Source organism: Loktanella gaetbuli (genome assembly GCF_020531945.1).
Taxonomy (GTDB): Bacteria; Pseudomonadota; Alphaproteobacteria; order Rhodobacterales; family Rhodobacteraceae; genus Loktanella; species Loktanella gaetbuli.
This window is the reverse complement of record NZ_JAJATZ010000005.1, coordinates 35,442-60,286: the sequence shown is the minus strand read 5'-3', so window position 1 is coordinate 60,286 and position 24,845 is coordinate 35,442. Positions and strand designations below refer to the sequence as shown.

Here is a 24,845-nt window from a genome sequence, read left to right as displayed (position 1 = left end):
GGCGTCAGGTGCCCGCGATCATTTCGGACTGTCTGACGATGACTTCGGCCTGTTTGATGGATGCGATGTCGACCAGACGGCCCTTGTAGACGGTTGCACCCTCGCCATTTGCCTTGGCGGTTTCCATCGCGGCAAGGATTTCGCGCGCCTCGGCAACGGCTGCCTCTGACGGGGTAAAGACCTCGTTGGCCAGCGCGATCTGCTTGGGGTGGATGGCCCATTTGCCGACCATGCCCAGCGTGGCGGACCGCCGGGCCTGCGCGCAGTAACCTTCGTCATCGGAAAAATCGCCAAAGGGACCATCGACAGGCAGGATTCCGTGGGTGCGGCAGGCGGCGACGATGGCGGTCTGCGCCCAGTGCCACGGGTCGGAATAATGCCGCGTCTCACCGTGCAGCATGTAGTAATTGTCCTGCGTGCCACCGATCCCCGTCGTCTGCATCCCCATCGAGGCCGCGTAGTCGGCGGCACCGAGGCTCATCGCCTGCATCCGGGGGGAGGACGCCGCGATTTCGTTCACATTCACCAGACCGGAGGCAGATTCGATTATGACCTCGAACGCGATGGGTTTGGTCCGGCCTTTGGCAGTTTCAATCGCCGTCACCAGCGCATCGACGGCATAGACGTCGGCCGCACAGCCGACCTTGGGGATCATGATCTGGTCCAGCCGGTCACCCGCCTGTTCCAGCAGATCCACCACGTCACGATACCAGAATGGTGTGTCGAGCGAATTGATCCGCACAGACAATGTCTTGGTGCCCCAGTCGTGCGCGCCGATCGCCGCGATTACATTGGCGCGGGCTGCATCCTTGTCTGTTGGCGATACGCTGTCCTCGAGGTCGAGGTTGATGACGTCCGCAGCAGAGGCCGCCATTTTCGCAAACAGTTTGGTGTTCGAACCTGGCCCGAACAACTGGCAGCGGTTCGGGCGGGCAGGTGGGGTCGGTTGCAAGCGGAATGACATGGGCGGGACACTTTATTTCGTTTGAATAGGTGTCCCGCGTATAATGTTACGCTGCGGCGCGCAAGTTTCTTTCGCACGTGCAGCACGGCGCGCGGCGCTGTTCGACGGGGCAAGCCCCGCGAAGCCGCCCCGCCCGCCGTCCCGCAATCAGCCTAAATGCACCGCCTCACGCGCGATCGACCATTCGATCAGGGTATGCCACAGCGCCTCTGCCAGATCGGGGTCAAGGTCGCGCGCGTCGGCCAGGGCGCGCACGCGCGCCTTGACCTCGGCCACGCGGTCGACGGTGCGCGCAGGCAGGCCTTCGACCTTTTTGAGGTCGACGGCGCGGTCGATATAGCCCACGCGCTGCGCCAGCAAATCGATCAGTGCGGTATCCAGCGCGTCGATCTGCTCGCGCAGTTCCGCCATATTGGTGCAGTCGGCGGGCGCCTTAGACGCCGGCATCGACGATGGCCTGCGCCAGCAGCGGCACGGTATCTGCGTTCAGACCGGCAATGTTCATGCGGCTGTCGCCCACCATGTAGATGCCGTTTTTATCCCGCATCGTTTCGACCTCTGCCGGCGAAGCACCGATCCGGCTGAACATGCCGCGGTGCTGTGCCACAAAGTCAAACCGGTCGTCGTTCGCCCGCTGGCGCAACTCATCGGCCAGCTGCTGACGCAGGGCCAGCATGGTGTTGCGGGTTTCCTCCAGCTCTGCTTCCCAGTCGGCGCGCAACGCGGGGTCCGTCAGGATCGTGCTGACGACCCGCGCGCCGTGATCGGGCGGAAAGGAATAGTTCTGGCGGTTGAGAAAGTTGAGGTTGGCCTGTGTCAGCTTGGCTTCTTCGGCCTCACGGGCGATGCCCATCAGGATCCCGGTGCGTTCGCGGTAGATGCCAAAGTTCTTTGAACAGCTGGCGGCGATGAGCACGTTGTCGAATGCGGCGGCCACCTTGCGGGTGGCTGCGGCGTCGTCCTGCAGACCGTCGCCAAAACCCTGATAGGCGATGTCCACCAGCGGCACGGCACCCCGGTCCTTGATCACCGCAATGATCTGGTCCCACTGGTCCGCCGTGGGGTTGGCCCCCGTGGGATTGTGGCAGCAGCCGTGCAGCAGCACCACGTCGCCGGGTGCGACCGTACCCAGATCAGCAATCAGACCGTCGAAATCAACGCCACGGGTGCTGTCGTTGAAATAACGGTATTCCTGCATTTTCATGCCGAGGAATTTGATGATCGACGGGTGGTTCGGCCATGTGGGGTTCGACAGCCAGACGGTTGCGTCGGGGGATGCGATGCGGATCAGTTCCAGCGCCTGTCGGATGGCACCGGTGCCGCCCGGTGTGGCGATGGCCGCGATGCGGTCGCGCTGCACGGTGTCGGCCAGCACCAGATCGATCATCGCGTCGGCAAAGGCCGGATCACCCGCCAGACCCGTGTAGGCCTTGGTCGTCTGGTCCGCGACGATGCGGCGCTCGGCCTCTTTGACGGCGCGCATGACGGGCGTGTTGCCGCTGGCGTCCTTGTAGACGCCGACGCCCAGATCGACCTTGGTGTCGCGGGGATCGGCGCGGTAGGCGGCCATGAGTGACAGGATCTTGTCGGCGGGTTGCGCCTTGAGCGTCTCGAACATCTGTAGGTCCTTAAGAGGTGGCGGGGCCGGTGGCGATGGGCAGGTCGGGATACATGCCCCATTCGGACCATGACCCGTCATAGAGCGCGTGGTCGGTCTTGCCGATGCGTTCCAGCGCAAGGTTGATGATGGCGGCGGTCACACCCGACCCGCAGGTCGTGATCACGGGTTTCGTCAGATCCGCACCGGCGTCGGCAAAGGCCTGTTGTAGGGCGGGGGCGTCCTTCATCGTGCCATCGGCGTTCAGCAACGCGGTGTAAGGCAGATTGCGCGATCCGGGGATATGGCCGCTGCGCAGACCTGCGCGCGGTTCCGGCACTTCGCCGTTGAAACGGGCGGGGGCGCGGGCATCCAGCGTGGTGTGGTCACCGAGTTTCGCGGCACGGGCAACCTGGGTCACGTCCTTGATCATCTGGTTCTGGCGGCTGACCGTCATGTGGCGGTCGCGGATCACGGGCGGCATATCTTCGGTCGCACCTCCGGCGGCGATCCATGCGGGCAGGCCACCGTCCAGCACGGCCACGTCGCGTTTGCCCATCAGCCGGAACATCCACCAGACGCGGGCGGCGGAAAACAGCCCCGTGCTGTCATAGACCACGACCTGGTGGCCGTCGCCCACACCCATCGCCCGCAGGCGGGACATGAATTTTTCGACCTCTGGCACCATGTGGGGCAGTTCGGACCGGCTGTCCGAAATATCGTCGATGTCGAAAAACCGCGCCCCCGGAATGTGGCTGGCTGCGTATTCCGCACGGGCATCGCGGCCCGCGTCGGGCATGTGCCAGCTGGCGTCGAGGATACGCATGTCGGGGTCGCGCAGATGCGCCTTGAGCCAGTCAGCACTGACGAGGGTGCGCGGATCGTCCGGGGTCGCCATGGCGCTCTCCTGTAGGGGCGAGGGTCGCGGCGAGTGCTAAACCACGGGGGGCGTCAAGGCAAGCGGGACCGGGACGACATCGGCAGGGGGCACCGCGCCGCAGTGCCCCCCGGCCATGTCAGTTGGCGTTCCAGGCGCGGTCGCCGTCTGCGTCGCGCACCCGTGTCGGCAGGCCGATGGTGTCCAGCAGGGTGAACAGCGGTTTCGGGTCCAGCTCTTCGACATTCATCATGGTGCCCTTGTCGTAGGTGCCATCCGCGATCAGCATGGCAAAGGCAACGGGCGGCACGCCAGCCGTGTAGGAAATGCCCTGGCTGCCGACCTCGTTGTAGGCGTCCTTGTGGTCAGCCATGTTGTAGACGAACACCTCGACCTCCTCGCCGTCCTTGGTCCCCTTGACCAGATCGCCGATGCAGGTCTTGCCGGTATAGTCAGGTGCCAGGCTGGACGGATCGGGCAGCACCGCCTTGACCACCTTGAGCGGGACGACCTCCAGCCCTTCGGCGGTGGTGACGGGCTGTTCGGACAACAGCCCGAGGTTTTGCAGCACCGTAAAGACGTTGATGTAGTGATCGCCAAAGCCCATCCAGAACCGCACGTCGGCATCGGGATAGTTGGCGGACAGCGAATGCACCTCGTCATGGCCAGACAGATAGGCCTTTTGCTTGCCCACGACGGGCAGATCCCATTCGCGCCCGACCTCGAACATCTTGTTCGTCTGCCATGCGCCGTCCTGCCAGCTGTAGACCGTGCCGGTGAATTCGCGAAAGTTGATTTCGGGATCGAAATTGGTCGAAAAATAACGTCCGTGGTTGCCGGCATTGATGTCGACGATATCGATGGACGTCACCTTGTCCATGTAGGCATCGGCTGCATGGCGCGCAAAGGCATTGACCATGCCCGGATCGAAACCCGCGCCCAGAATGGCGGTCACCCCTGCGGCGGCGCAGGCGTCGCGGCGTTTCCATTCATAGTTGGCGTACCACGGCGGGGTTTCGCAAATCTTGCCCGGGTCCTCATGGATGGCCGTGTCGATATAGGCTGCACCGGTCTGGATGCAGGCCTCGAGCACGGTCATGTTCACAAAGGGCGAGCCGACGTTGATCACGATCTGCGCACCGGTCGCATTGATCAGGGCTGCGACCGCGTCGCTGTCCATCGCGTCGATGGCATGGGATTGGAAAACGCCGTCCTGTTTCATCGCGCCTTTGTCGTGGACGCTGGCAATGATGGCGTCACATTTCGCGATGGTGCGGCTGGCCAGATGGAGGTCACCCAGAACGTCGTTGTTTTGCGCGCATTTATGCGCGACGACCTGTGCGACGCCGCCAGCACCGATGATCAGAACATTGCGTTTCATTTATCCAAAAAACCCCTTTGCCGTGAATTACGAAAGTGCGGCTGCGAAATCGTCGTAGTCGAAATCGCGCACCAACCGGGTGCTGCCATCAAGTTCACGGATCGCGATGCTGGGCATCTTGACGCCGTTGAACCAGTTTTTCTTGACCATTGTGTAGCCTGCCGTGTCCTGAAACGAAAGCCGGTCACCCGCCTTGAGCGGGGCATCGAACCGGAATTCACCGAAAATATCCCCGGCCAGACAGGATTTGCCGCAGACCATCCAGGCGTGATCGCCGGTGTTGGGCGTGATTTTGGCAGGTTCGCGGTAGATCAGCAGATCCAGCAGATGGGCCTCGATCGAACTGTCGACGATGGCCAGGTTTTTGCCGTTGTGCATCGTGTCCAGCACCGTCACCTCGAGCGTGGCGGCACCGCTGATCGCGGCCTCGCCGGGTTCGAGGTAGACCTGCACGCCATAGCGTTCGGCAAAGCCCTTGAGCCGGGCGGCAAAGCGGTCCAGCGGATAATCCGCACCCGTGAAATGGATGCCGCCGCCCAGGCTGATCCAGTCCATCTTGTGAATGACCTTGCCGAACCGATCCTCGATCAGGGTCAGCATCTCGTCAAAGCGGTCAAAACTGTCGTTTTCGCAGTTGTTGTGGAACATCAGCCCGGTGATCTGGTCAGCGATGGCGTCAATTTCGTCGGGGTCGTGTTCGCCCAACCGGCTGAAGGGGCGGGCGGGATCGGCCAGGTCGAATTCCGAGGTCGAGACACCTGGATTGACCCGCAGACCACGGATGTGACCGGCAGACTGGGGCGCAAATTTCTTCAGCTGACCGATGGAGTTGAAAATGATCTTGTCTGAATGGGCCAGGACCTCGGCGATTTCGTGGTCGGCGTAGGCCACGGAATAGGCGTGCGTTTCGCCCGGAAACTTCTCACGGCCCAGACGCACCTCATAGAGCGAGGACGAGGTGGAACCGTCCATGTATTCTGACATGAAATCGAACACCGACCATGTGGCAAAGCATTTCAGCGCCAACAGGCATTTCGCCCCGGATTCCGCACGCAGCCATGCGATTTTTTCCATGTTGGGCAACAGGCGGGATTTGTCGATCAGGTAATAGGGAGTTTGCACGGCAGAGGCTTTCTGTTGGATTGCACCGTGGTGCATCGAAAGGATCGCGGCGTGGTGCCGGTTTTGAACGATATCGCGGGCGGCTGTCGCATAACTGGCGCGGCCAGTGCAATCGGCAATACTGGCGCGGGGCTACGTCAGGTGTCGTGACGCAGTAATCGCTGTTTTTGCCTTGCCCAGTCACGTTTCGCGTCGGTCTGACGCTTGTCGTGGTTTTTCTTGCCCTTGGCCGTGGCGATTTTCAGTTTCACCAGTCCGCGGTCGTTGAAATACATCACCAGCGGCACCAGCGTCATGCCCTCACGCTTGGTCGCGTTCCACAGACGCGCCAATTCTCGGCGGCTGACCAGCAGTTTGCGTTTGCGCCGGGCCTCGTGGCCAAACATCGCCTGTTCATAGGGGGCGATATAGCCGTTGGTCAGCCACAGCTCGCCGTCGTCAACCGAGGCATAGCTGTCGGCGATGCTGGATTGGCCGATGCGCAGGGATTTCACCTCTGACCCGTGCAGGATGATCCCGACCTCCAGGTCCTCCTGGATTTCGTAATCATAGCGTGCACGCCGGTTTTCGGCGATCACCTTGTAATTCTTGTTGTCCGGTTTCTTGGCCATGCACAGCAGATAGGCGACAGTGCGGGGCAGGGCAAGGCTGGCCCGGGCGGACTTGATGCGCCAGACTGGTCGCGACAGGGGGTATGATGCAGGTAGAGCGACTGGAAAATGCCCTTGCGCGGGCGGTGTTTCTGGACCGGCACGGGCTGGGCGCCGCAGGCGTGGGCAGTGCCATGGCCGCGATCGATGCGCTGGGGTTCGTGCAGTTGGACAGTGTGAACACATTCGCGCGGGCGCACGATCTGATCCTGTGGTCACGGCATCGGCCCTATCGTCCGCCGGTCCTGAACCGTCTGCTGGCGCGCGAACGCGCGGTGTTCGAACACTGGACCCATGACGCAGCCGCGATTCCCATGGACCTGTGGCCACTGTGGCGGATGCGGTTCGCACGCGACCGCATGATGCTGGAACGCCGCTGGGCGCGTCACCGGCCTGCCGGATTCGCCGCGCAGGTTGACGGGGTCATGCGCCAGATCGCCGATCATGGGCCCTGCACCTCTGGCGACGTGGGGCAGGGCGAGGCGCGGGGCAAGGGCGGTTGGTGGGACTGGCACCCCAGCAAGACGGCGCTGGAATACCTGTGGCGCAGCGGTGCGCTGTCGGTCGTGCGGCGCGAGGGGTTCCGCAAGGTCTATGACCTGACCGAACGGGTGATCCCGCAGGCGGTGCGCGAGACAAAGATCAGCGATGCAGACGCCATCGACCGGCTGTGCGCACTGGCGCTGGACAAGCTGGGGTTCGCCACAAGCGGCGAGATCGCGGCGTTCTGGGCGCATGTCACCCCGGCAGAAGCGCGGGTCTGGTGTGACACCGAGATGGCCGCAGGCCGTGCCGTGCCGGTGGACGTATCCGGTGCCGATGGTCGGATTCGTCGCTGCCTTGCGCGTCCCGATCTGCTGGATGCGACGGTGCCGGACCTGCCGGGACGGGTGCGCATCCTGTCACCGTTCGATCCCGCGCTGCGCGACCGCAAGCGGGCGGAATGGCTGTTCGGTTTTCACTACCGGATCGAGATTTTCGTACCAGCGCCGCAGCGGCGCTATGGCTACTATGTCTTTCCGGTGTGGGAAGGGGACCGGGCGATCGGGCGTATCGACATGGCACGGCAGGGTGATGTGCTGGCGGTGCGCGCCTTTTGGCCCGAACCGGGCGTCACGATGGGCAAGGGGCGGTTGTCGCGCCTGCAATCAGAGCTGGCGCGCGCGGCCGTTTTTGGCGGTTGTGGTCGGATTGATTATGACCCGGATTGGATGCGGGACGCCTGACGCCGCTGTTTGCGGGCGCTGCCCGCAAATGCGCCCCGCCCGCCGTCCCGTCAGTTCAGAAGGCCCGCGTGAACCATACCGGCGCGGATGCGGTCCTTGACGCCGTCGGTCAGGCCGACCAACGGCGCGCGTACCTCTTCGTTGCCGAGGCCCAGCAACGACAGGCCGTATTTCGCGCCGACCAGCCCCGGTTCGAGAAAGATCGCCTCGTGCAGGGGCATCAGGCGGTCGGTGATCGACAACGCGGTCGCGAAATCGCCGGCCAGCGTGGCGTCCTGCATCTGTGCGCACAGCGCGGGTGCCACGTTCGCCGTGACCGAGATGCAGCCCGTGCCGCCGTGGGCGTTGAACCCGAGTGCTGTCGCGTCCTCGCCCGACATCTGCACGAAATCCACCCCACAGGTCATGCGCTGTTTGGGCACGCGGGACAAATCGCCGGTGGCATCCTTGACCCCGACGATCATCGGCAGCTTGGCCAGTTCTGCCATGGTGGCGACGGTCATGTCGACGGCGGACCGACCGGGAATGTTGTAGATCACGATGGGCAGGCCGCAATCGGCAGCGGCGGTGAAATGCGCGATCAGACCGGCCTGTGTGGGTTTGTTGTAATAGGGGGTCACGACCAGTGCGGCATCGGCCCCTGCGGCCTTGGCGGCCTTGACCAGCCGAACGGTTTCCATGGTGTTGTTCGACCCGGCCCCTGCGATGACCGGGATGCGGCCTGCCGCATGATCAACGACGGTCTGGACGACCAGATCGTGTTCGTCGTGGGTCAGTGTCGGGCTCTCGCCCGTTGTGCCGACTGGGACCAGCCCGTGCGTGCCTTGCGCGACATGCCAGTCGACAAGGTTTTTCAGCGTTGCGAGGTCCACCTTGCCGCCGCTGAACGGCGTGACGAGGGCGACGAATGAACCTTTGAACATGGGGTGTTGTCCTGATGTTGGGGCCGGGCTGCGGGCCATCGGCGAAATCGCGCGGACCCTAGCGGGGTTTCCCCCGAATGCCAAGAATGTGCGTTGCCCCGTCAGCATGATAGACCATATTCGAGTGACAGTTCTGTTCCGCGCCACAGGTGCCCCTATGCGATTTTCGATCCCCGGTTTCATGCGTGTTGCCAGTGTCCTGTTCTGGCCTGCCTTGGCGACAGCGCAGACCGTGACCGATGACGACATCAGGGCGGTCCGTTTGTCCAATGACCGCGACTATGATGCAGCCTATGCCGCAGCCGGGCGCGACGACCCGGTGATGACCGATCTGGTGACATGGCAACGCCTGCGGTTCGGCGATGCGCCATTCGTGGATTACATCGATTTCGAGGCGCGGCGCCCGAACTGGCCCGGTGAAAACGTCGTGCGCGCCGCCGGAGAGCAGGTGATCCCCGAGGACGCAAGTGCGGCGCAAGTCATACTATGGTTCGACGGTTTGCCCCCGCAGACGGGTCTGGGGGCCGTGCGACTGGCGCAGGCGCTGGTGGCTACGGGCCAGATTGATCGTGCGCGCAACGTCGTGCGCACGGCATGGATCGATCTGGAACTGTCGGATTTCAGCCAGCAGTTGTTGCTGGACAGTTTCGGTGATGATCTGGCCGATCTGCACGAAGAGAGAACCGATCAGCTGCTATGGGCCTGGCGCACTGACGCGGCCGAGAAAATGCGCCCCCTGCTGGACGAGGGCCAGCAGGCGTTGCTGACCGCCCGGTCGCGGCTGATCCGCGATGCCTCCGGCGTCGATGCAGCACTGGCCGCGGTCCCCGAGGATCTGCGCGACACGCCGGGGTTGCTCTATGATCGTTATAACTGGGCAGCTGACCGGGGGCGTCGCAGTGATGCGATGGACCTGCTGCTGGCGCAATCCACAAGTGCCGCTGCACTGGGCGAACCCTTTCGCTGGTCCGGCTGGCGGCGTATCCTCGCGCGGTACGAGATGCGTAACGGCGACCCCGAACGGGCCTACCGTATGGCATCACAGCATTTCATGACCCCCGGTGATGGCTACAACTATGCCGATCTGGAATGGCTGTCGGGTTATCTGGCGCTGACCTATCTGGACGATGCGGAACTGGCGCTGACGCATTTCGACACCTTTGCCGCCACGGTCGATACGCCAATCAGCGAGGGACGTGCGGGATACTGGCAGGGACGCGCCCTGTCTGCCTTGGGCCGGACGGCCGAGGCCGAGGCGGCCTTTGCCCGTGCGGCGGTGCACCAGACCAGTTTCTACGGTCTGCTGGCCGCCGACCGGCTGGACCTGCCACTGGATTCTGCGCTGATCGGCGCGGACGAGGGGCTGGACTGGCAAAGTGCACCGATCATCGAGGATGATCGCGTGCGGGCCGCCATCGCCTTGCTGGAGGCGGGTCAGCGCGGCAAGGCCATCGCATTCGTCAACAATCTGGGCCAGACGCTGGGGGCTGCGGATATCGCACGTCTGGGCCGGGCCTTTGCCGCGCGGGATGAAACATATCTGACGGTCCTGCTGGGCAAGGCCGCTGCCGAACGCGGCGTCATCGTGCCCTCGGCGTATTTTCCGCTGCACCCCGTGGCGGACATGGATCTGCCGGTGCCGGCCGATTTGACCCTGGCGATCGCCCGCCGCGAAAGCGAATTCTACATCGGTGCAGGCAGCCCGGTGGGCGCACAGGGTCTGATGCAGCTGATGCCTGCCACAGCGCGCGAGGTCAGCCGTGAACTGGGCCTGAGCTATTCCGAGGCCAATCTGACGCGCGACTGGCGCTATAACGCGCAGCTGGGTGCGGCCTATCTGGCAGGCCTGCGCGAGAGATTTGGTGATTCCGTCATTCAGGTCGCAGCGGGATACAACGCCGGTCCCAGCCGCCCCGCAACCTGGATGGACGAACGCGGTGACCCACGTCAGGGTGAGGTGGATGTCGTCGACTGGATCGAACATATCCCGTTCCGCGAGACGCGGAACTACGTTCAGCGGGTCAGTGAATCGCTGCCCATCTACCGTGCGCGTCTGACGGGCACGACGGGCGAGGTCGATTTTCTGAACATGATCACGGGCAGCATGGCATCTGTGCGGCCACGATTGCGCCCCGATGGGTCGGTGGAACAACCGGTCCCCGCCGAGGTGCTGGCGGCACCGCGGCCTGAATTGCGTCCTGCCGCGTTGGATGCCGAGGCGCGTGTGGCAACGTCATCGGCACCGCCGGACGTGGTCGAGCTGATTGTCATTCCCGAAGGCAGCGCCCCGCCGGAAACCCTGCGCCCGATACCGCGCCCCTGACTAACGGGGCGGGTTGGTGTCGCGGATCGCCTGAACCGGGCAGGTCATCGACCAGCGCAGCCCCTTGGGATCGAAGTCCTGGGTGACGGTGGCATTCAGCGCCGCTTCGGTCATGGTTTGCAGCACGGATGTCCCGAAACCCCGATGCTCTGGTGCCTTGACCGAGGGGCCACCATCCTCGCGCCAGGAGAGGCTGAGTGTTTCGTCCGTGACCGTCCAGCTGACGGTCAAGCGACCCTCTGACACCGACAGCGCACCGTATTTGGTCGCATTCGTGGCCAGTTCGTGCAGCGTCAGCCCGATGGACTGCATTGCACTTTCCCGCAGGATCAGCGCGGGGCCGTCGACGGTGATCCGCGGGTCGGTCTTGCTGGCAAAGGGGCTCAGTTGCTCGCGCACCAGATCGCCCAGTTGCACACCCACGGCGGCCTGCTGCATCAGCAGGTTCTGGTTCTGCCCCAGTGCCGCCATCCGTGCATTGAAACTGGCCAGAAAATCCTGCGGTTCGGTGGTGCGTGCCGTCAGACGTGCGATGCTTTGCACAATGGTCAGCACGTTTTTCAGGCGATGATTCATTTCCCCCATCAGGGCCACGACATGGTCCTCGTGGCTCTTGAGTGCGGAAATATCCATGATCGCCACCAGACCGGACACGGGCCGCGCGTTGCCATCTGCGTCCTGTTTGAACGTGACCTGTTTGCGCGCGCTCAGCCACCGATGGCCCCCGTCCGGTCGCGGGACGCGGTGCACCACATCCACGATGTCAGGTTGACCGGGTGCCAGCAGGGCGTCGACCTCGTGCTGAACATGAGGCTGGTCTTCGGGGTGAATGCGCGCGTGCAATTCATCGCGGGACACGGGGCGCAAGGCTGGCAGATCGAACAGTTCGGCGGCACGGGCATCCAGCGTGATCGTGTCGTTCACATAATCCACGGTGCCAAGGCCAAGCCCTGCAACCTGAACGCCCAGTTGCAGCAATGCAGCCGACACATCCGGTTGTCCGGCGACGGGCAGATCGAATAATCCATCAGGTGGCGGCATCACGTGCAATCTTTGTAGGTTCAGCGCGTCTTTTTTTTAGGATCTGCTAAAAATTGACGCAAGAGTCGTGGTATTAAACTAATCTTGGTTTTCAACTGCGTGCGCGGCTGCGGATCAGCGTGAATACGCCGGCGGCGACGACAATCGCGGCCCCCAGCGCCACGTTCCATTCCAACACCTCGCCAAAGAATGTCAGCCCGATCGCTGTCGCAAAGACCAGTTGCAGATAGGCAAACGGCTGGACCGATCCTGCCTCTGCGACCTCGTAGGTCTTGATCAGCAGCCAGTGGCCGCTGACGCCCGTGACGCAGAGCACGGCCATGATCGCCCAGTCGGGGCCGGTCATGGGTTCCCAGAACCAGATGCCTGCGGCGGTGGACGCCACCGCCCCCGCGACGCCCGTCCAGAAAAAGCTGGTGGCGGCGGTGTCCAGTTTCGCCACGTATCGCGTCAACAAGCCATATAGCGCGAACATCACTGCCGCGATCAACGGGATGATGGCCGCGGGGGCAAAGACAGCGAATCCGGGTTCCAGAATGATGAGCACGCCGACGAACCCCACGCCAATGGCGATCCAGCGGCGCGGCCCCACGCCTTCGCCCAGCACGGGACCGGACAGGGCCGCGATCAGCAGCGGATAGCAGGCAAAGACGGCATGACTTTCGACCAATCCCAGCGCCACGAAACCCGCGACCATCACCATGATTTCCGTCGCCAGCAGCAGACCGCGCAGGATCTGCACCTTGGGCTGGTTGGTGCGGGCGGCCTGACGCACCGATCCGGTGCGCAACCGCGCAAGGGTGATGACAAAGGCGGCAAAGAACCAGTAGCGGATCATCACCACCATCATCACGTTGTAATCCGTCGCCAGATGCCGCGACAGCCCGTCCTGCACGGCAAAGACGAATGTGGTCGCCGTCATCAGGCCGATACCCAACCGGGTGTTGGAACTTTGCATGGGTTATTCCTTGATCCCGGTGGTCATGTGCCGTTTGCGCCCGTAGCCGGGCTGACGCGTGACGGTGAAACCGGCTGCAGCCAGTGAGGCGCGCACATGGCCTGCCGCCGAATAGGTCGCGCAGGTGCCGCCCGTGCGGCAGTGGTCAGCCACCTGTTGCAGCAGTTCCGGCCGCCACAGTGCGGGGTTCTTGGCCGGCGAAAACCCGTCAAGGAACCATGCGTCGGCCATGCCGTCCCAAGCGGGCAGGGTGACGTTTGCGTCCCCCGCGATCACCCGCAACGTGAAATCGGGACCTGCGACATGCGTCAGATCGGTCGCGTCCAGTGTGCCCACCGGCAGGCCGTCCAACGGGGCCAGTGCGCGTGCGCGGTCTGCCTGTGTCATCGGGTGCAGTTCGAAACTGGTGAACATCAGGCGTCCCGCCACGCCGGAGGCGCGAAATGCGCGCAGGGCGCACAGAAAATTCAGCCCTGTCCCGAACCCCAGTTCGGCAATGTGGAACCCGTCACGAAACCGTTCCGGCAGGCCGTTGCCCCCCAGAAAGACATGGTCGGTTTCATCGACGCCACCGTTCAGCGAATAATACGGATCGTCGAACAGGTCGGACACCGGAACCGGGCCGTGTGGCGTGTCTTTCCAACTGAGGATGGCGGGCTGGTCGGTCATTGTCGTTTGCCTTAAGCGTCGGGTCAGGTCTGAACCGGAGAGGGCGCGATGGCAAGTGATGTGACGGTGCGTGGCGCAGGTGTTTTCGGTCTCGGCATCGCTTGGGCCTGTCTGCAACGCGGTGCATCGGTGCAGGTCATCGACCCGCATGGGCCGGCGTCGGGGGCCAGCGGCGGCATCGTCGGCGCCCTTGCCCCGCATGTGCCGGAACAATGGAACCCGAAAAAGGCGTTTCAATTCGAAAGCCTGCTGCTGGCGGAGGATTTCTGGTCGGACGTGGCCTTGGCCTCGGGTTTGCCGACGGGATATGCCCGCAGCGGGCGGGTTCAGCCCCTCGCCGATGATGCTGCGGTGGCGCTGGCCCGGTCGCGGGCGCAGGGCGCGCGGGATCTGTGGCAGGGCCATGCCATCTGGCAGGTGACCGATGCGCCCCCCGGGGACCTGATCCCCGACAGTCCCACGGGGTTGTGGGTGCATGACACCCTGTCGGGTCTGATCCAGCCACGCGACGCGACCCGCGCCCTCGCGCAGGCGCTGACCCGCGCGGGCGTGCCGATCCTGTCCGAAGGGCCGGACAGCGGCGCGGTGGTCTGGGCCACGGGCTGGCAGGGTCTGCAAGACATGACCGCCGCCCATAGCCGGATGGTGGGCACAGGGGTCAAGGGGCAGGCGGCGCTGCTGGACGTCGATGCGCGCGGACAGGCGCAAGCTTTTGCCGGTGGTGTGCATGTCGTGCCACACCATGACGGCACCACAGCGGTCGGCTCGACCACCGAACGCGATTTTGACGATCCCGGCACAACGGACGACCAGCTGGATGCGGTGATCGCGGCGGCGCGCGCGGCGGTGCCTGCGTTGCGCGACGCTGCCGTGATCGCACGCTGGGCCGGGGTGCGTCCGCGCAGCCGCAGTCGTGCGCCGATGCTGGGCGCGCATCCGTTCAGGCCGGGCCAATTCGTCGCCAACGGCGGGTTCAAGATCGGGTTCGGCATGGCCCCCAAGGTGGCGCAGGTCATGGCCGATCTGATGCTCGACGATCGTGATGCGATCCCCGATGATTTCCGGGCCGCGGCGAACCTCTAATCCGCGGTAATATGCCAGTCGGGCGATGCGGCGACCAGTTCGACCGTGTTGCCATCGGGATCACGGGTAAACAGCCCGCGCCAGCCAGCCCAGTCGAAATCGGTGAATTCCGCTGGATGTCCCGCTGCAAGCAGCCAATCGCGGGCGGCGACCTGCTCATCCCAAGGCAGCGCCAGCGCCAGATGGTGCAACGCTGACCCCGCACCGGTGGTCACAGGCCTCTCATCCGCGAACAGGGCGAGCACCGCCACATGGCCTGCGTGGCTTTCGCCCAATTGATAAAAGGTGATTCCGTCGCGGTAGCCGCCGCGCACGCCGCCGGTGATGGGCGTCAGCCCCAGGATGCGGCCGTAGAAATCACGCATTGCGGTGTAGTCGCGGCAGCGGATGGCGATTTCGCCCAGTGCGCGGGGATGAAACGGGCGGTCGGTCATGTCGCCGCCGCCGTCAGGCACAGGCGTCCGTCCGGGGCGCGCACCCACAGATCGTTGCCGCGCCGGCAGAGTGTTGCGGCCTCGTGCACCAGCAGCGGCGCCGTCGCGCGGTAGTCGAAACTGCGCAATGGCCCCAGTGCATCCGTGGCGAAATCTATCAGCAGATGTGCCAGCAGCGGCGCATGGACGACCAAGCCGCGGTAGCCCTGCGCGCGGGCATAGGGGTCGTCATAGTGGATTCGGTGTCCGTTGAAGGTCAGCGCGGAATAGCGAAACAGCGTCACGCTGTCGAAATGATGGATGCGTGTCTCGGACTGGTCGGTCGGTGCCTGCGCTGGTGCAAGGGTGTCCGCGTCTGCCGCGCGATAGACGATGTCCTGCCATTCGGTCAGCGCGAGGGTCTGGCGCTGTCGGATGTCATGCCGCAGCCTGACAAAGGCCAGCCGACCGGACCGCCCTTCCTTTTGCGTGATCGTCTCGATCCGGGTGTGTCGTTCGGCGCGCACGCCGGCCAGCAGGTCGCAGTGCAACACCAGCCGACCAGCGGCCCACATGCGGCGCGGCAACCCCAGATCGGGCAATCCTGCATCCTGAGCCGGGTGGCCATTGTCGGCCAATCCCTGGGGCGGTTCAGGCGTCCAGAAATAGACACGGTGCCCAAACGGCGGCAATGGATCGCCAACACCATAGCTGCGATCCACGCCCATCGTCGCCGCCAGTGCCGTGGCACGGGCGGGGTCCATCGTATCGGTCAGGGTCAGGGTTTCGCGGCTGTCCATGTCGACAAAGTGCCGCAACGGGCAGCGCAGGGCAATCGTGCAGGCCGCCGCCGCCCTGTCAGATCAGGGCGCGCAGCGCATCCATCTGTGCCTTGAGGAAATCCTGATAGCTGTCAGCGATCAGACGTCCGTTTTCGTCGAATTGCTCGTAGCTGGCACCGACCAGAACCTCTGGTCCGTTCAGCACGCGCGCATCGAATGCCGTCAGCATCAGGCGCAGGGAAAACTGGGCACGTTCGCCACCCGACCGGCCAGCGGTGGCCGACATGATTGCGACGGGCTTGTTCTTGAACACGGCACCATCGGTGCGGCTGATCCAGTCCAATGCGTTTTTCAACGCGCCTGAAGGGGCCTTGTTGTATTCGGGCGTGGAAATGACGACCGCGTCTGCCGCTGCGATCTGGTCGGAAAGGGTCTGCACCGCGGCGGGAATGCCCGACGCCTCTTCCAGGTCTCCGTTGTACAGGGGCAGGTCAATGTCGCCAAATGTCAGCGTGTCCGCGCCGAACAACCGCCCTGCTTCTGCGATGAGCAGCCGATTATGTGACGCCTTGCGCAACGATCCTGAAATGCCGAGAAGTTTGGCCATGGAAGCCTCCTTTGAATTAGTCGAAGCTGAGGTAAGGCGCGGTGGCAAAAGGCCAATGTGCGAATGCGCGAAAGGGGTGTGCAATGAGACACGGCGGTAAAATTCTGTCCGATCAGCTGGTGAAACTGGGGGTGGACCGCGTGTTTTCGGTGCCGGGCGAAAGCTTTCTCGCGGCATTGGACGGTTTGTACGACAGCGGTATCCAGAACGTCGTCTGTCGTCACGAAGGCGGGGCCGCGATGATGGCCGAGGCGCACGGCAAGCTGACCGGCAGGCCGGGCGTGTGTTTCGTCACCCGCGGGCCGGGGGCCTGCAACGCCAGCGCGGGCGTGCATGTGGCGATGCAGGACAGCACGCCGATGGTCCTGTTCATAGGCCAGATCGACAATGGCCACACGGACCGCGAAACGTTCCAGGAGGTCGATTACAAACAGATGTTCGGCGGGCTGGCGAAATGGGTGGCCCAAGTGGACGATACGGATCGTCTGCCGGAATACATCGCGCGCGCCTTTCGGCTGGCACAGTCCGGCAGACCCGGTCCCGTGGTGCTCGCCCTGCCCGAAAATATGCTGAGTGCCGCGTCGGATGTGCCCGATTTTCAGGGACTCGTGGCGCAACCTGCAGCTGACGTAGGTGCGCTGCCCAATATTCTGGATCAGCTGATGCAGGCGGCGCGTCCCCTGGTCGTGGTCGGTGGGCCGCATTGGTCCCCGGCCGCGCAACAGGCGCTGAAACGCTTTGCCACGGCCACGGGCGTGCCCGTCGTGACCAGTTTTCGCAGGCAGGATTACATGGACAACCGGCACGACGGTTTTGCCGGTGACCTGAATGTCGGGGTCAACCCTGCGCTGGCGCAACGGGTTCGGGATGCGGATTGCCTGCTGCTGCTGGGAACGCGGTTCGGCGATATCGAAACGCAGGGTTATACGCTGGTCGATCCTGCGGCGCCGGCCAAGACGATTCTGCACATCCACGCCGATGCGGACGAAATCGGACGCGTCTACGGCGCTGATGCACAGGCAGTCTGCCCAGCGGATCATGCGATCATGACGCTGGTGGGACTGGTCGAAAAGCCTGTCGCGGAATCGCGCTGGTCCGCGTGGACCGCCGCCGCGCGTGCGGACTACCTCGACTGGATCAAGCCGCGCGAGACGCCGGGCGCGGTCAAGCAAGAACAGATCATCCGTTGGCTGTCCGATCATCTGCCTGGCGATGCAATCCTGACCAATGGGGCGGGCAATTATGCCGCCTGGCTGCACCGCTATTTCAGCTACAAGCAGTACGGGACACAGTTGGCGCCGACCTCGGGGTCGATGGGATATGGATTTCCCGCAGCGATTGCCGCGTCGTTGCGACATCCGGACCGGCCGGTGGTCTGCCTTGCGGGGGACGGGTGTTTCCAGATGACCTGCAACGAGATGTCGACGGCCATTCAGCACGGTGCCACCCCGATCGTGATCGTGATGAACAATGGGCGCTACGGCACGATCCGGATGCATCAGGAACGGCATTATCCCGGGCGTGTGTCGGGCACCGTGCTGGCCAATCCGGACTACGCGGCCCTGGCGCGCGCCTATGGCGGGTTCGGTGCGACGGTCACGACGCAGGACCAGTTCGCGGAGGCCTTTGCCGCGGCGCGCGCCGCCGGCACCGTCGCGATCATCGAATGTGTGCTGGACCCTGCTGTTCTGGCACCCGGTGCATCACTGGGCGGATAGCCGAATTTTCGCGAAAATTCGGGTGGGGGCGCTGCCCCCGGCTGCGCCTCCCCCGGGATATTTTTGCCCAGAAGAAAGCTAGACCACCTGCCAGGGGGTTGCGGTGTTTTCCTGCCAGTCGGTGCGATGCAAAAGCGGTGTGTCGTCCGATCGGGCAGGCAGGCCGAGGCAGAGATAGGCTGTCAGCTGCCAGTGTGGCGGGGCCGCCAGCGTGGCATGCAATGCGACGGGGTCGAGGATAGAGACCCAGCCAGTGCCAATATTGTCCGCACGTGCCGCCAGCCAGAGGCTGTGGATCGCACAGACCGTGGAAAAGCTGAGCATCTCCGGCATGGTCTGGCGACCCAGACCGTGTCCCTCGTCCGGATTATCGGCCGTGAATACGGCCAGGTGGACCGGTGCTTCGCGCAGGCCCGCGAGTTTGAGGGCGTCATAGGCGCGTCGTCGGTCGTCGGTATAGGCCTTTGCTGCTGCGGCGTTGGCGCGTTCGAAATTGGCGATGACCGCGGCGCGGGTTGCAGGCGTGTCCACCTGCATCACGCGCCAGGGGCGGGCATTGCCGACCGATGGCGCAAGGTCCATCGCCGCGCGCAGGCGCGCGATACGGTCTGGCGCAATCGGATCGGTGCGGAAATGGCGCACGTCGCGGCGCCATGTCAGGATGTCTTGCAATGCGGCTGCATGTGCCTTGGTCAGCTGCATGATGGGTCAGTATTCGACACCGATCTGCGCCTTGATGCCAGCGCGGAAGGGATGTTTGACCAGTTCCATTTCCGTTACCAGGTCCGCCGCCTCGATCAGGTAGGCATGGGCGTTGCGGCCGGTCAGGACCACGTGGGTCATGGGTGGTTTTTCGGCGCGCAGAAAGGCCACCACCTCGGCTGCATCGACATAGTCATAGCGGATCGCGATGTTGATTTCGTCCAGCAGGACCATCTTGTTGGCCGGGTCGCGGATCAGGTCGCGGGCCTTGGCCCAGGCGGCCTGCGCCATTTCCGTGTCACGGCTCTTGTCCTGGGTTTCCCATGTGAACCCCTCGCCCATGGTGTGAAACGCGCAGGTGTCGGAAAATTTCGACAAGATCAGGTCGCGTTCACCCGTGCTCATCCCGCCCTTGATGAACTGGACAACGGCGCATTGCATGTCATGCGCGATGCAGCGAAAAATCATGCCGAAGGCGGCAGATGATTTGCCCTTGCCCTTGCCGGTGTGGACGATGATCAGGCCTTTTTCGTCGGTTTTTGTCGCCATGATCTTGTCGCGGGCGGCCTTTTTCTTGGCCATCTTGGCGTTGTGGCGTTCGGTGTCGTCGGTCATGGCGCGCTCCGGTTTTGATTGGGGTATTAGTAGGCGGCGACCAGATAGGGCGCAAGCAAGGGCGCGATCAGTGCCGTCAGCAGCGCATTCAAGCCCATGCCGATGCCTGCGAATGCGCCTGCGGTTTCATTGACCTGAAATGCGCGGGCGGTGCCGATGCCGTGGCTGGCCACGCCCATGGCGAAACCGCGTGCGCGGTAGTCGGTGATGCGCAGTGCGTTGAAAATGGGTGTGCCGATGATGGCGCCCGTGACACCGGTGACGATGACCAGCACGGCGGTCAGTGCAGGCTGGCCGCCCAGTGCCTCGGTGATGCCGATGGCGACGGGGGCGGTGACCGATTTCGGAACAAGGCTGAGCAGGGTGTCGGGACCGACGCCTGCCAGGCGCGCGATCACCACGGCGGACACCATCGCGGTGGCTGCGCCGACGATCAGAGCGGCCAGCATCGGCAGAAAACTGCGCCTGATCAGCGCGAGATTGGTATAAAGCGGGACGGCCAGGGCGACGGTCGCAGGCCCGAGCATGAAGTGGACGAACTGTGCACCTTCGAAATAGGTGGCGTAGCTGGTGTTCGTCAGGGTCAGGACGACCGACAGGATCGCCACGGCCAGCAGGACGGGATTGACGATGGGTTTGCGCCCCGAGGCGCGAAAGGCCGCGTCACCGATGCCGTAGGCAATCAGCGTCAAGGTCAGCCACAGCAGCGGCCCCTGTGAAAGATAGATCCAGATATCGGTCACATCGGTCATCGGCCCAGCACCCGTGCCACGCCGATGAAGGTGTAGACCGCCGCAATGATCGCCAGCGCGGTCGACCCCAGGATGGCCAGCGCCAGACCCAAGCCGTCGTCGCCCAGGCGATCGAGCTGGCCCACCACACCAACGCCTGCCGGCACGAACAGCAACGACAGATGTGCCAGCAACCCTTGTGCCGTGGTGGTGATCGCGGCGAGACGTGGCACAGCCATCAGGGCCACGAACAGCAGCGCCATGCCAAGAACAGGGCCGGGCAGGGGGAGGGCTGCGCCACGGCTGATTGCCTCGCCCAAGAGCTGAAACCCCAAGAGAATGGTCAGATGTTGTATCATGTCACCGGTCTAAGCGCAGAAGTTGTGGCAGGAAAGAAACGATTTTCACGGCTGCATGATCGGGAGCCAAAAAAGATGTGGCGCGGCATGGCGCGGCTTGCCAAGAGAAGCGCCAGAACAGCACGAGTTGGAATCCCTTGAAATGCGCATTTTTGTCCTGACCCTCTTTGCGCTTTATCTGGGTACGGCGGCGCTGGCTGTCGGGCTGTAGTCAGGACAGCCCCTGCCGCAACGGGCCGTTGCAGCATGCCTGCGACCTGATGCGATCCTGTATCAAGATTGCGCCGCATGTTTGCGCGCTACAGTAATCCCGCGATGCGCGCGCGGGCCGAATTCGATTTGGGTGACCACAGGCCACGGTCGATGGCCTCTTGCAGGCGAGCCGCGATTTCGGCCAGCGCGGGCGCGTTGGTATCGGCGATGAACTGGCGCGTGTCGTCGTCTGCCAGAACGGCCTCTTCGACCAGATCGAAATGATGGTTGCGCACGGCCCCGGTTGTGGCAGCAAAGGCAAAGAGATAGTCAACCGTCGCCGCGATCTCGAACGCACCCTTGTAGCCGTGGCGTTTTACACCCGCGATCCATTTGGGGTTCACGACGCGGGACCGCACGACGCGGCCGATTTCATCCTCGAGCGTGCGGATCAGGGGGCGTTCGGGACGCGAATGGTCGTTGTGATAGATCGGGCGATCCTGCCCCTGAAGCGTGGCGACGGCTGCGGCGGCGCCACCCTCGAACTGGTAGTAGTCGTCGCTGTCCAGCACGTCGTGTTCACGGTTGTCCTGGTTCTGAACGATCGCATCGGTCTGGGTCAGACGTTGCTCGAATGCGGGGCGCGCGGCGGTGCCCTGTGCGTCGGCCCCGTAGGCATAAGAGCCCCAGGTCAGATAGGCCTCGGCGAAATCGCTGCGGTCCGACCAGATGCGTTCGTCGATCAGCGCTTGCAGGCCCGCACCGTAAGCCCCGGGTTTTGATCCAAAGACACGGGATGCGTCCTCGCCCGCGCGCGCGCGGGCTGCGGCAGGGTTGATGTCCTGTGGTTCGTCCAGCGCCTGGATCGCGCGGGCGGCACTGTCGACAAGCGCGATCAACTGCGGAAAGGCGTCCCGGAAAAAACCCGATATGCGCAGTGTGACGTCGACGCGCGGGCGACCGAGGGCAGAGGACGGGATGATCTCGAAACCGGTCACCCGGCGGTTGGCGGCGTCCCACTTGGGTTTGCACCCCATCAATGCCAGCGCCTGCGCGATGTCGTCGCCACCCGTGCGCATGTTCGCGGTGCCCCATGCGGTCAGCAGCAGGCTGCGCGGCCAATCCCCGTGGGTTTGCAAATGCGTGTCGATCAGCAGGTTGGCGGATTTCCAGCCGAGCGCCCAGGCGGTCGGTGTCGGCACCGCGCGGCTGTCGACGGAATAGAAGTTGCGCCCTGTCGGCAGGGTATCCAGCCGGCCGCGTGTCGGCGCGCCCGATGGCCCCGGCGGGATCGCGCGGCCATCCAAGGCACGCAGCAGGGCCGCCCCCTCGTCCGGACCACAGGTGGCGACGGCAGGGCGGATACGCGCCTCGATTTCCGATATGACGGCGGCCGACGCTGTTGGGCTGACGCCCAATGCGCCCCGCCCACCGTCCCCTGAGGCGGCGCGCAACGTTTCGGGAAGAGTGCCGCCTGTCAAAAGTTCTTGTGACAGCGCCTCAAGCCGCTCGACCGTATCGCCATTGGTCCGCCAGCCCTTTGCGTCGCCAAGTGCGCCGGGTTTCTCTGGCGCGGGGGCCGCCAGGTCGCAGTCGAGCGGGTCGATGGACAGGCCGAAATCCAGCGCGAGCGCGCGCAGCAGCGAGGCATTCGCGCCCTTGCCATCACCACGTGGCACGCGGGCAAGCGCGATGCTGAGGTCAATTTCCTGCTGGCCCGTGGGGCTGACACCAAAGACATGCAATCCGTCGCGGATCTGTGCCTCTTTCAACTCGCACAGGTAGGCGTCGAGTTTCGCAAGATCGCCGTCGGCGTCGCCCTTGAAGCCTGCATCCTGGCTGAGGCCCGTGACCTCTGACAGGGACAGGATTTCGCGGCGCAGGTGGTCGAGACGGCGGGGATCGAGGCCTGCCGCCTCGTAGTATTCGTCGACCAGCGCCTCGAGGTCGCGCATGGGGCCATAGCTTTCGGCGCGGGTCAGTGGTGGGGTCAGGTGGTCGATGATCACAGCCGCCGCGCGGCGTTTGGCTTGCGTGCCCTCGCCCGGGTCATTGACGATGAAGGGATAGATATGTGGCACCGGGCCCAGCGTGACCTCTGGCCAGCAGGTGCCCGAGAGGGCCAGCGCCTTGCCCGGCAGCCATTCGAGGTTGCCGTGTTTGCCCATGTGCAAGAGCGCATGCGCACCCCAGTGGTGGCGCAGCCAGAAATAGAAGGCCAGGTAGTTATGCGGCGGCACCAGGTCGGGGGAATGGTAGGTCTCGGTCGGGTCGATATTATAGCCGCGCGCGGGTTGCAGGGCCACGACCGCATTGCCGAAACGATGGATCGACAATTTGAAACCTGCGCTGATTTCGGTGGCGGGTGCCTCCGGCGGGAGTATTTCCGGCAAGATGATGAAGGGGTCGTCGTCAGGTGCGCCCCAGCGCGTGGTGATCTGTTCGCGGACCTCCCACGGGAGAGCGTCGAAGTGCTGTCGGTAGATGTCGAGCGGCAGGAATTCACCGCCTTCGGTGTCCGCGCGGTCGGTCAGCCAGTTGGTGGGCCCCGCCATCATCTGGTCCATCAGCGCCTGTGCGCTGGCGGGCGGTGCCGTGGCATAGCCTGCGTCTTGCAGCAGCCCCAACGCGTGGACCGTGGCGGCGGGGGTGTCGAGGCCGACACCATTGGCGAGGCGGCCGTCCTTGTTGGGGTAATTGGCGAGGATCAGGGCGACGTTGCGGTCGGCTGCGGGGGTGCGCTGAAGCCGTGTCCAGTTGGCGACAAGATCGGCCACCCATGTGATCCGATCACCCTGCGCCTGATAAGTAGCGATGGGACATTCGGTGGCGGCGTCGAAGAAGGCCTCGCCCTTGAAGCTGATGGCGCGGGTCAGGATGCGCCCATCGACCTCTGGCAGGGCGACGTTCATGGCGATGTCGCGGGCGGACAACCCCTGTGGGCTGTCGCGCCAGGCCTGTTCGGTGCCGCCTGACAGCACGACCTGGAACACGGGCGCGCCCTGTGCCTGCGGACCGGCCAGTGGGTTGTCGGGGCTGTCGTCACCGTCATGCGGGCTGCCGACGGCAAAGGCGGTGGCGTTCAGGATCACCGATGGCGGGGCCTGTCGAAAAAGTTCGGTCAGGGTGGCCGTCGACAGCGGGTCCTTGAGCGACGCCACAAAGACGGGCAGCGGGTTGAGCCCCTTGCGTGACAATGCGCGGACGAGCCGGTTGATCGGGGCAAGCCCGCCGCCTTGCACCAGCGCGCGGTAGAACACGATGGGCACGACGGGGGCACCGTCGGTCCAACCCTCTTGCGCTGCATCCAGGTCGGCCACACCCGCGCCGGGCCAGTAGACGCCCGCCCGCAGCAGCGGGCTGGCGGGGGCAGGGCGGTCGGTATCGTCCACGATGGATTTCGCGCAGGCCAGAAACCGGACGGCGTTCTGCGGTCCGCCTTCGACAAGGTAGCTCCACAAGGCGTCGTAGTCGGCGTCGGTGACGGTGGACAGGCCGCGCAGGTCGGGGTCCTCTCGGTCGTCGCCGGGCAGGAACGCGACAGGCACGCCAGCGGTCCGCAGCTGGGCTGCGTATTGCGTCAGGCCATAGCGCCAGTATCCGGCACCGCCCAGCACGCGGGCGATGACCAGCCGCGATTTCGCGGCACAGGCGTCCAGATGCAGGTCGACCGACATCGGGTGTTGCAAATGCATGAGGCTGGCCAGCCGCAGGCCGGGGGGCGCGTCCATCGCGGCGCGCGCCTCTGACAGGGCGGCGAGTTCTGTATCGGCGGCCGAGATGACAACCACATCGGCGGGTGTCTGGCCCAGATCGACGGGTTCCGTCCCGTCGGATATCGCGCCCGCACTGGCGGCCAACAGATGCATTATGCTTGACCTTTCGACAGGTCAGCGTAGGTCGCATGCCAAC

The 24,845-nt window shown here is 64.2% G+C and carries 23 protein-coding genes; 4 read left to right on the top strand and 19 right to left on the bottom strand.

The annotated features are described in order from the left end of the window. Positions 1–4 precede the first annotated feature (4 nt). The 7 genes from LGQ03_RS11510 to smpB all read right to left on the bottom strand — a co-directional run bounded on the left by LGQ03_RS11510 (position 5) and on the right by smpB (position 6,552). Positions 5–964 (bottom strand): L-malyl-CoA/beta-methylmalyl-CoA lyase, encoded by a 960-nt coding sequence (locus LGQ03_RS11510; protein WP_226748521.1) that lies wholly within the window; start codon positions 962–964, stop codon positions 5–7. 147 nt (positions 965–1,111) lie between these two features. Beyond that, positions 1,112–1,411 carry a chorismate mutase gene (locus LGQ03_RS11505; protein ID WP_226748520.1) on the bottom strand — a complete coding sequence of 100 codons (300 nt, stop codon included), beginning with the start codon at positions 1,409–1,411 and terminating at the stop codon, positions 1,112–1,114. Next, the gene (locus tag LGQ03_RS11500; RefSeq protein ID WP_226748519.1) at positions 1,398–2,582 is read right to left on the bottom strand and encodes an amino acid aminotransferase; all 1,185 of its coding nucleotides are present in this window, start codon (positions 2,580–2,582) and stop codon (positions 1,398–1,400) included. The genes LGQ03_RS11505 and LGQ03_RS11500 overlap by 14 nt, the downstream gene beginning before the upstream one ends. A gap of 10 nt (positions 2,583–2,592) precedes the next feature. After that, complete coding sequence (gene sseA, locus LGQ03_RS11495; protein WP_226748518.1) at positions 2,593–3,459, bottom strand: 3-mercaptopyruvate sulfurtransferase; 867 nt, start codon at positions 3,457–3,459, stop codon at positions 2,593–2,595. Between the two features lie 118 nt (positions 3,460–3,577). After that, complete coding sequence (locus LGQ03_RS11490) at positions 3,578–4,819, bottom strand: saccharopine dehydrogenase family protein (protein WP_226748517.1); 1,242 nt, start codon at positions 4,817–4,819, stop codon at positions 3,578–3,580. A gap of 27 nt (positions 4,820–4,846) precedes the next feature. Continuing rightward, the gene (locus LGQ03_RS11485; RefSeq protein WP_226748516.1) at positions 4,847–5,941 is read right to left on the bottom strand and encodes a carboxynorspermidine decarboxylase; all 1,095 of its coding nucleotides are present in this window, start codon (positions 5,939–5,941) and stop codon (positions 4,847–4,849) included. 137 nt (positions 5,942–6,078) lie between these two features. After that, on the bottom strand, positions 6,079–6,552 hold the full coding sequence (smpB, locus tag LGQ03_RS11480) for an SsrA-binding protein SmpB (RefSeq protein WP_056035144.1): 474 nt from the start codon (positions 6,550–6,552) through the stop codon (positions 6,079–6,081). An 83-nt stretch (positions 6,553–6,635) separates the two neighbouring features. On the opposite strand from smpB, the gene LGQ03_RS11475 reads away from it, so the two are divergent. Further along, a complete protein-coding gene (locus tag LGQ03_RS11475) occupies positions 6,636–7,817 on the top strand; it encodes a winged helix-turn-helix domain-containing protein (protein ID WP_319004491.1) in 1,182 nt (393 codons plus the stop codon). Positions 7,818–7,867: 50 nt separating this feature from the next. Here the strand turns inward: LGQ03_RS11475 and dapA are convergent, their stop codons facing one another. Next, positions 7,868–8,740, bottom strand: a complete 873-nt coding sequence (dapA, locus tag LGQ03_RS11470) for a 4-hydroxy-tetrahydrodipicolinate synthase (RefSeq protein ID WP_090159914.1) — start codon at positions 8,738–8,740, stop codon at positions 7,868–7,870. A gap of 157 nt (positions 8,741–8,897) precedes the next feature. Between dapA and LGQ03_RS11465 the strand changes: the two genes are divergently transcribed. Then, a complete protein-coding gene (locus LGQ03_RS11465) occupies positions 8,898–11,063 on the top strand; it encodes a lytic transglycosylase domain-containing protein (RefSeq protein ID WP_226748515.1) in 2,166 nt (721 codons plus the stop codon). Here the strand turns inward: LGQ03_RS11465 and LGQ03_RS11460 are convergent, their stop codons facing one another. The 3 genes from LGQ03_RS11460 to mnmD form a co-directional block, all read right to left on the bottom strand. After that, entirely contained in the window at positions 11,064–12,104 is a 1,041-nt protein-coding gene (locus LGQ03_RS11460; RefSeq protein WP_226748663.1) for a sensor histidine kinase, read from the bottom strand. A gap of 91 nt (positions 12,105–12,195) precedes the next feature. Then, a complete protein-coding gene (locus LGQ03_RS11455; RefSeq protein WP_226748514.1) occupies positions 12,196–13,062 on the bottom strand; it encodes a DMT family transporter in 867 nt (288 codons plus the stop codon). A gap of 3 nt (positions 13,063–13,065) precedes the next feature. After that, positions 13,066–13,731, bottom strand: coding sequence for a tRNA (5-methylaminomethyl-2-thiouridine)(34)-methyltransferase MnmD (mnmD, locus tag LGQ03_RS11450; RefSeq protein ID WP_226748513.1), 666 nt, complete (start codon positions 13,729–13,731; stop codon positions 13,066–13,068). A 48-nt stretch (positions 13,732–13,779) separates the two neighbouring features. Between mnmD and LGQ03_RS11445 the strand changes: the two genes are divergently transcribed. Further along, positions 13,780–14,814: an NAD(P)/FAD-dependent oxidoreductase gene (locus LGQ03_RS11445; RefSeq protein ID WP_226748512.1), complete on the top strand. Its 1,035-nt coding sequence runs from the start codon at positions 13,780–13,782 to the stop codon at positions 14,812–14,814. Here the strand turns inward: LGQ03_RS11445 and LGQ03_RS11440 are convergent. From LGQ03_RS11440 to LGQ03_RS11430, 3 genes are read right to left on the bottom strand one after another with little or no spacing between them, the layout of a single operon-like run. After that, on the bottom strand, positions 14,811–15,248 hold the full coding sequence (locus LGQ03_RS11440; RefSeq protein ID WP_226748511.1) for a VOC family protein: 438 nt from the start codon (positions 15,246–15,248) through the stop codon (positions 14,811–14,813). The genes LGQ03_RS11445 and LGQ03_RS11440 overlap by 4 nt on opposite strands. Next, on the bottom strand, positions 15,245–16,027 hold the full coding sequence (locus LGQ03_RS11435) for an acyl dehydratase (protein WP_226748510.1): 783 nt from the start codon (positions 16,025–16,027) through the stop codon (positions 15,245–15,247). Before LGQ03_RS11435 ends, LGQ03_RS11440 begins: the two co-directional genes overlap by 4 nt. A gap of 58 nt (positions 16,028–16,085) precedes the next feature. Continuing rightward, complete coding sequence (locus LGQ03_RS11430) at positions 16,086–16,616, bottom strand: NADPH-dependent FMN reductase (RefSeq protein WP_226748509.1); 531 nt, start codon at positions 16,614–16,616, stop codon at positions 16,086–16,088. 83 nt (positions 16,617–16,699) lie between these two features. Here LGQ03_RS11430 and LGQ03_RS11425 point away from each other — a divergent pair, with 83 nt between their 5' ends. Further along, positions 16,700–18,334: a thiamine pyrophosphate-binding protein gene (locus tag LGQ03_RS11425; RefSeq protein ID WP_226748508.1), complete on the top strand. Its 1,635-nt coding sequence runs from the start codon at positions 16,700–16,702 to the stop codon at positions 18,332–18,334. A gap of 78 nt (positions 18,335–18,412) precedes the next feature. Here the strand turns inward: LGQ03_RS11425 and bluB are convergent, their stop codons facing one another. From bluB to cobN, 5 genes are all read right to left on the bottom strand, one after another. Beyond that, on the bottom strand, positions 18,413–19,036 hold the full coding sequence (gene bluB / locus LGQ03_RS11420) for a 5,6-dimethylbenzimidazole synthase (protein ID WP_226748507.1): 624 nt from the start codon (positions 19,034–19,036) through the stop codon (positions 18,413–18,415). Positions 19,037–19,042: 6 nt separating this feature from the next. Continuing rightward, positions 19,043–19,651 carry a cob(I)yrinic acid a,c-diamide adenosyltransferase gene (cobO, locus tag LGQ03_RS11415; protein WP_226748506.1) on the bottom strand — a complete coding sequence of 203 codons (609 nt, stop codon included), beginning with the start codon at positions 19,649–19,651 and terminating at the stop codon, positions 19,043–19,045. A gap of 26 nt (positions 19,652–19,677) precedes the next feature. Continuing rightward, entirely contained in the window at positions 19,678–20,403 is a 726-nt protein-coding gene (locus LGQ03_RS11410) for an LrgB family protein (RefSeq protein ID WP_226748505.1), read from the bottom strand. After that, a complete protein-coding gene (locus LGQ03_RS11405; RefSeq protein WP_226748504.1) occupies positions 20,400–20,741 on the bottom strand; it encodes a CidA/LrgA family protein in 342 nt (113 codons plus the stop codon). The genes LGQ03_RS11410 and LGQ03_RS11405 overlap by 4 nt, the downstream gene beginning before the upstream one ends. Positions 20,742–21,040: 299 nt before the next feature. After that, entirely contained in the window at positions 21,041–24,802 is a 3,762-nt protein-coding gene (cobN, locus tag LGQ03_RS11400) for a cobaltochelatase subunit CobN (protein ID WP_226748503.1), read from the bottom strand. Between the last annotated feature and the right edge of the window lie 43 nt (positions 24,803–24,845).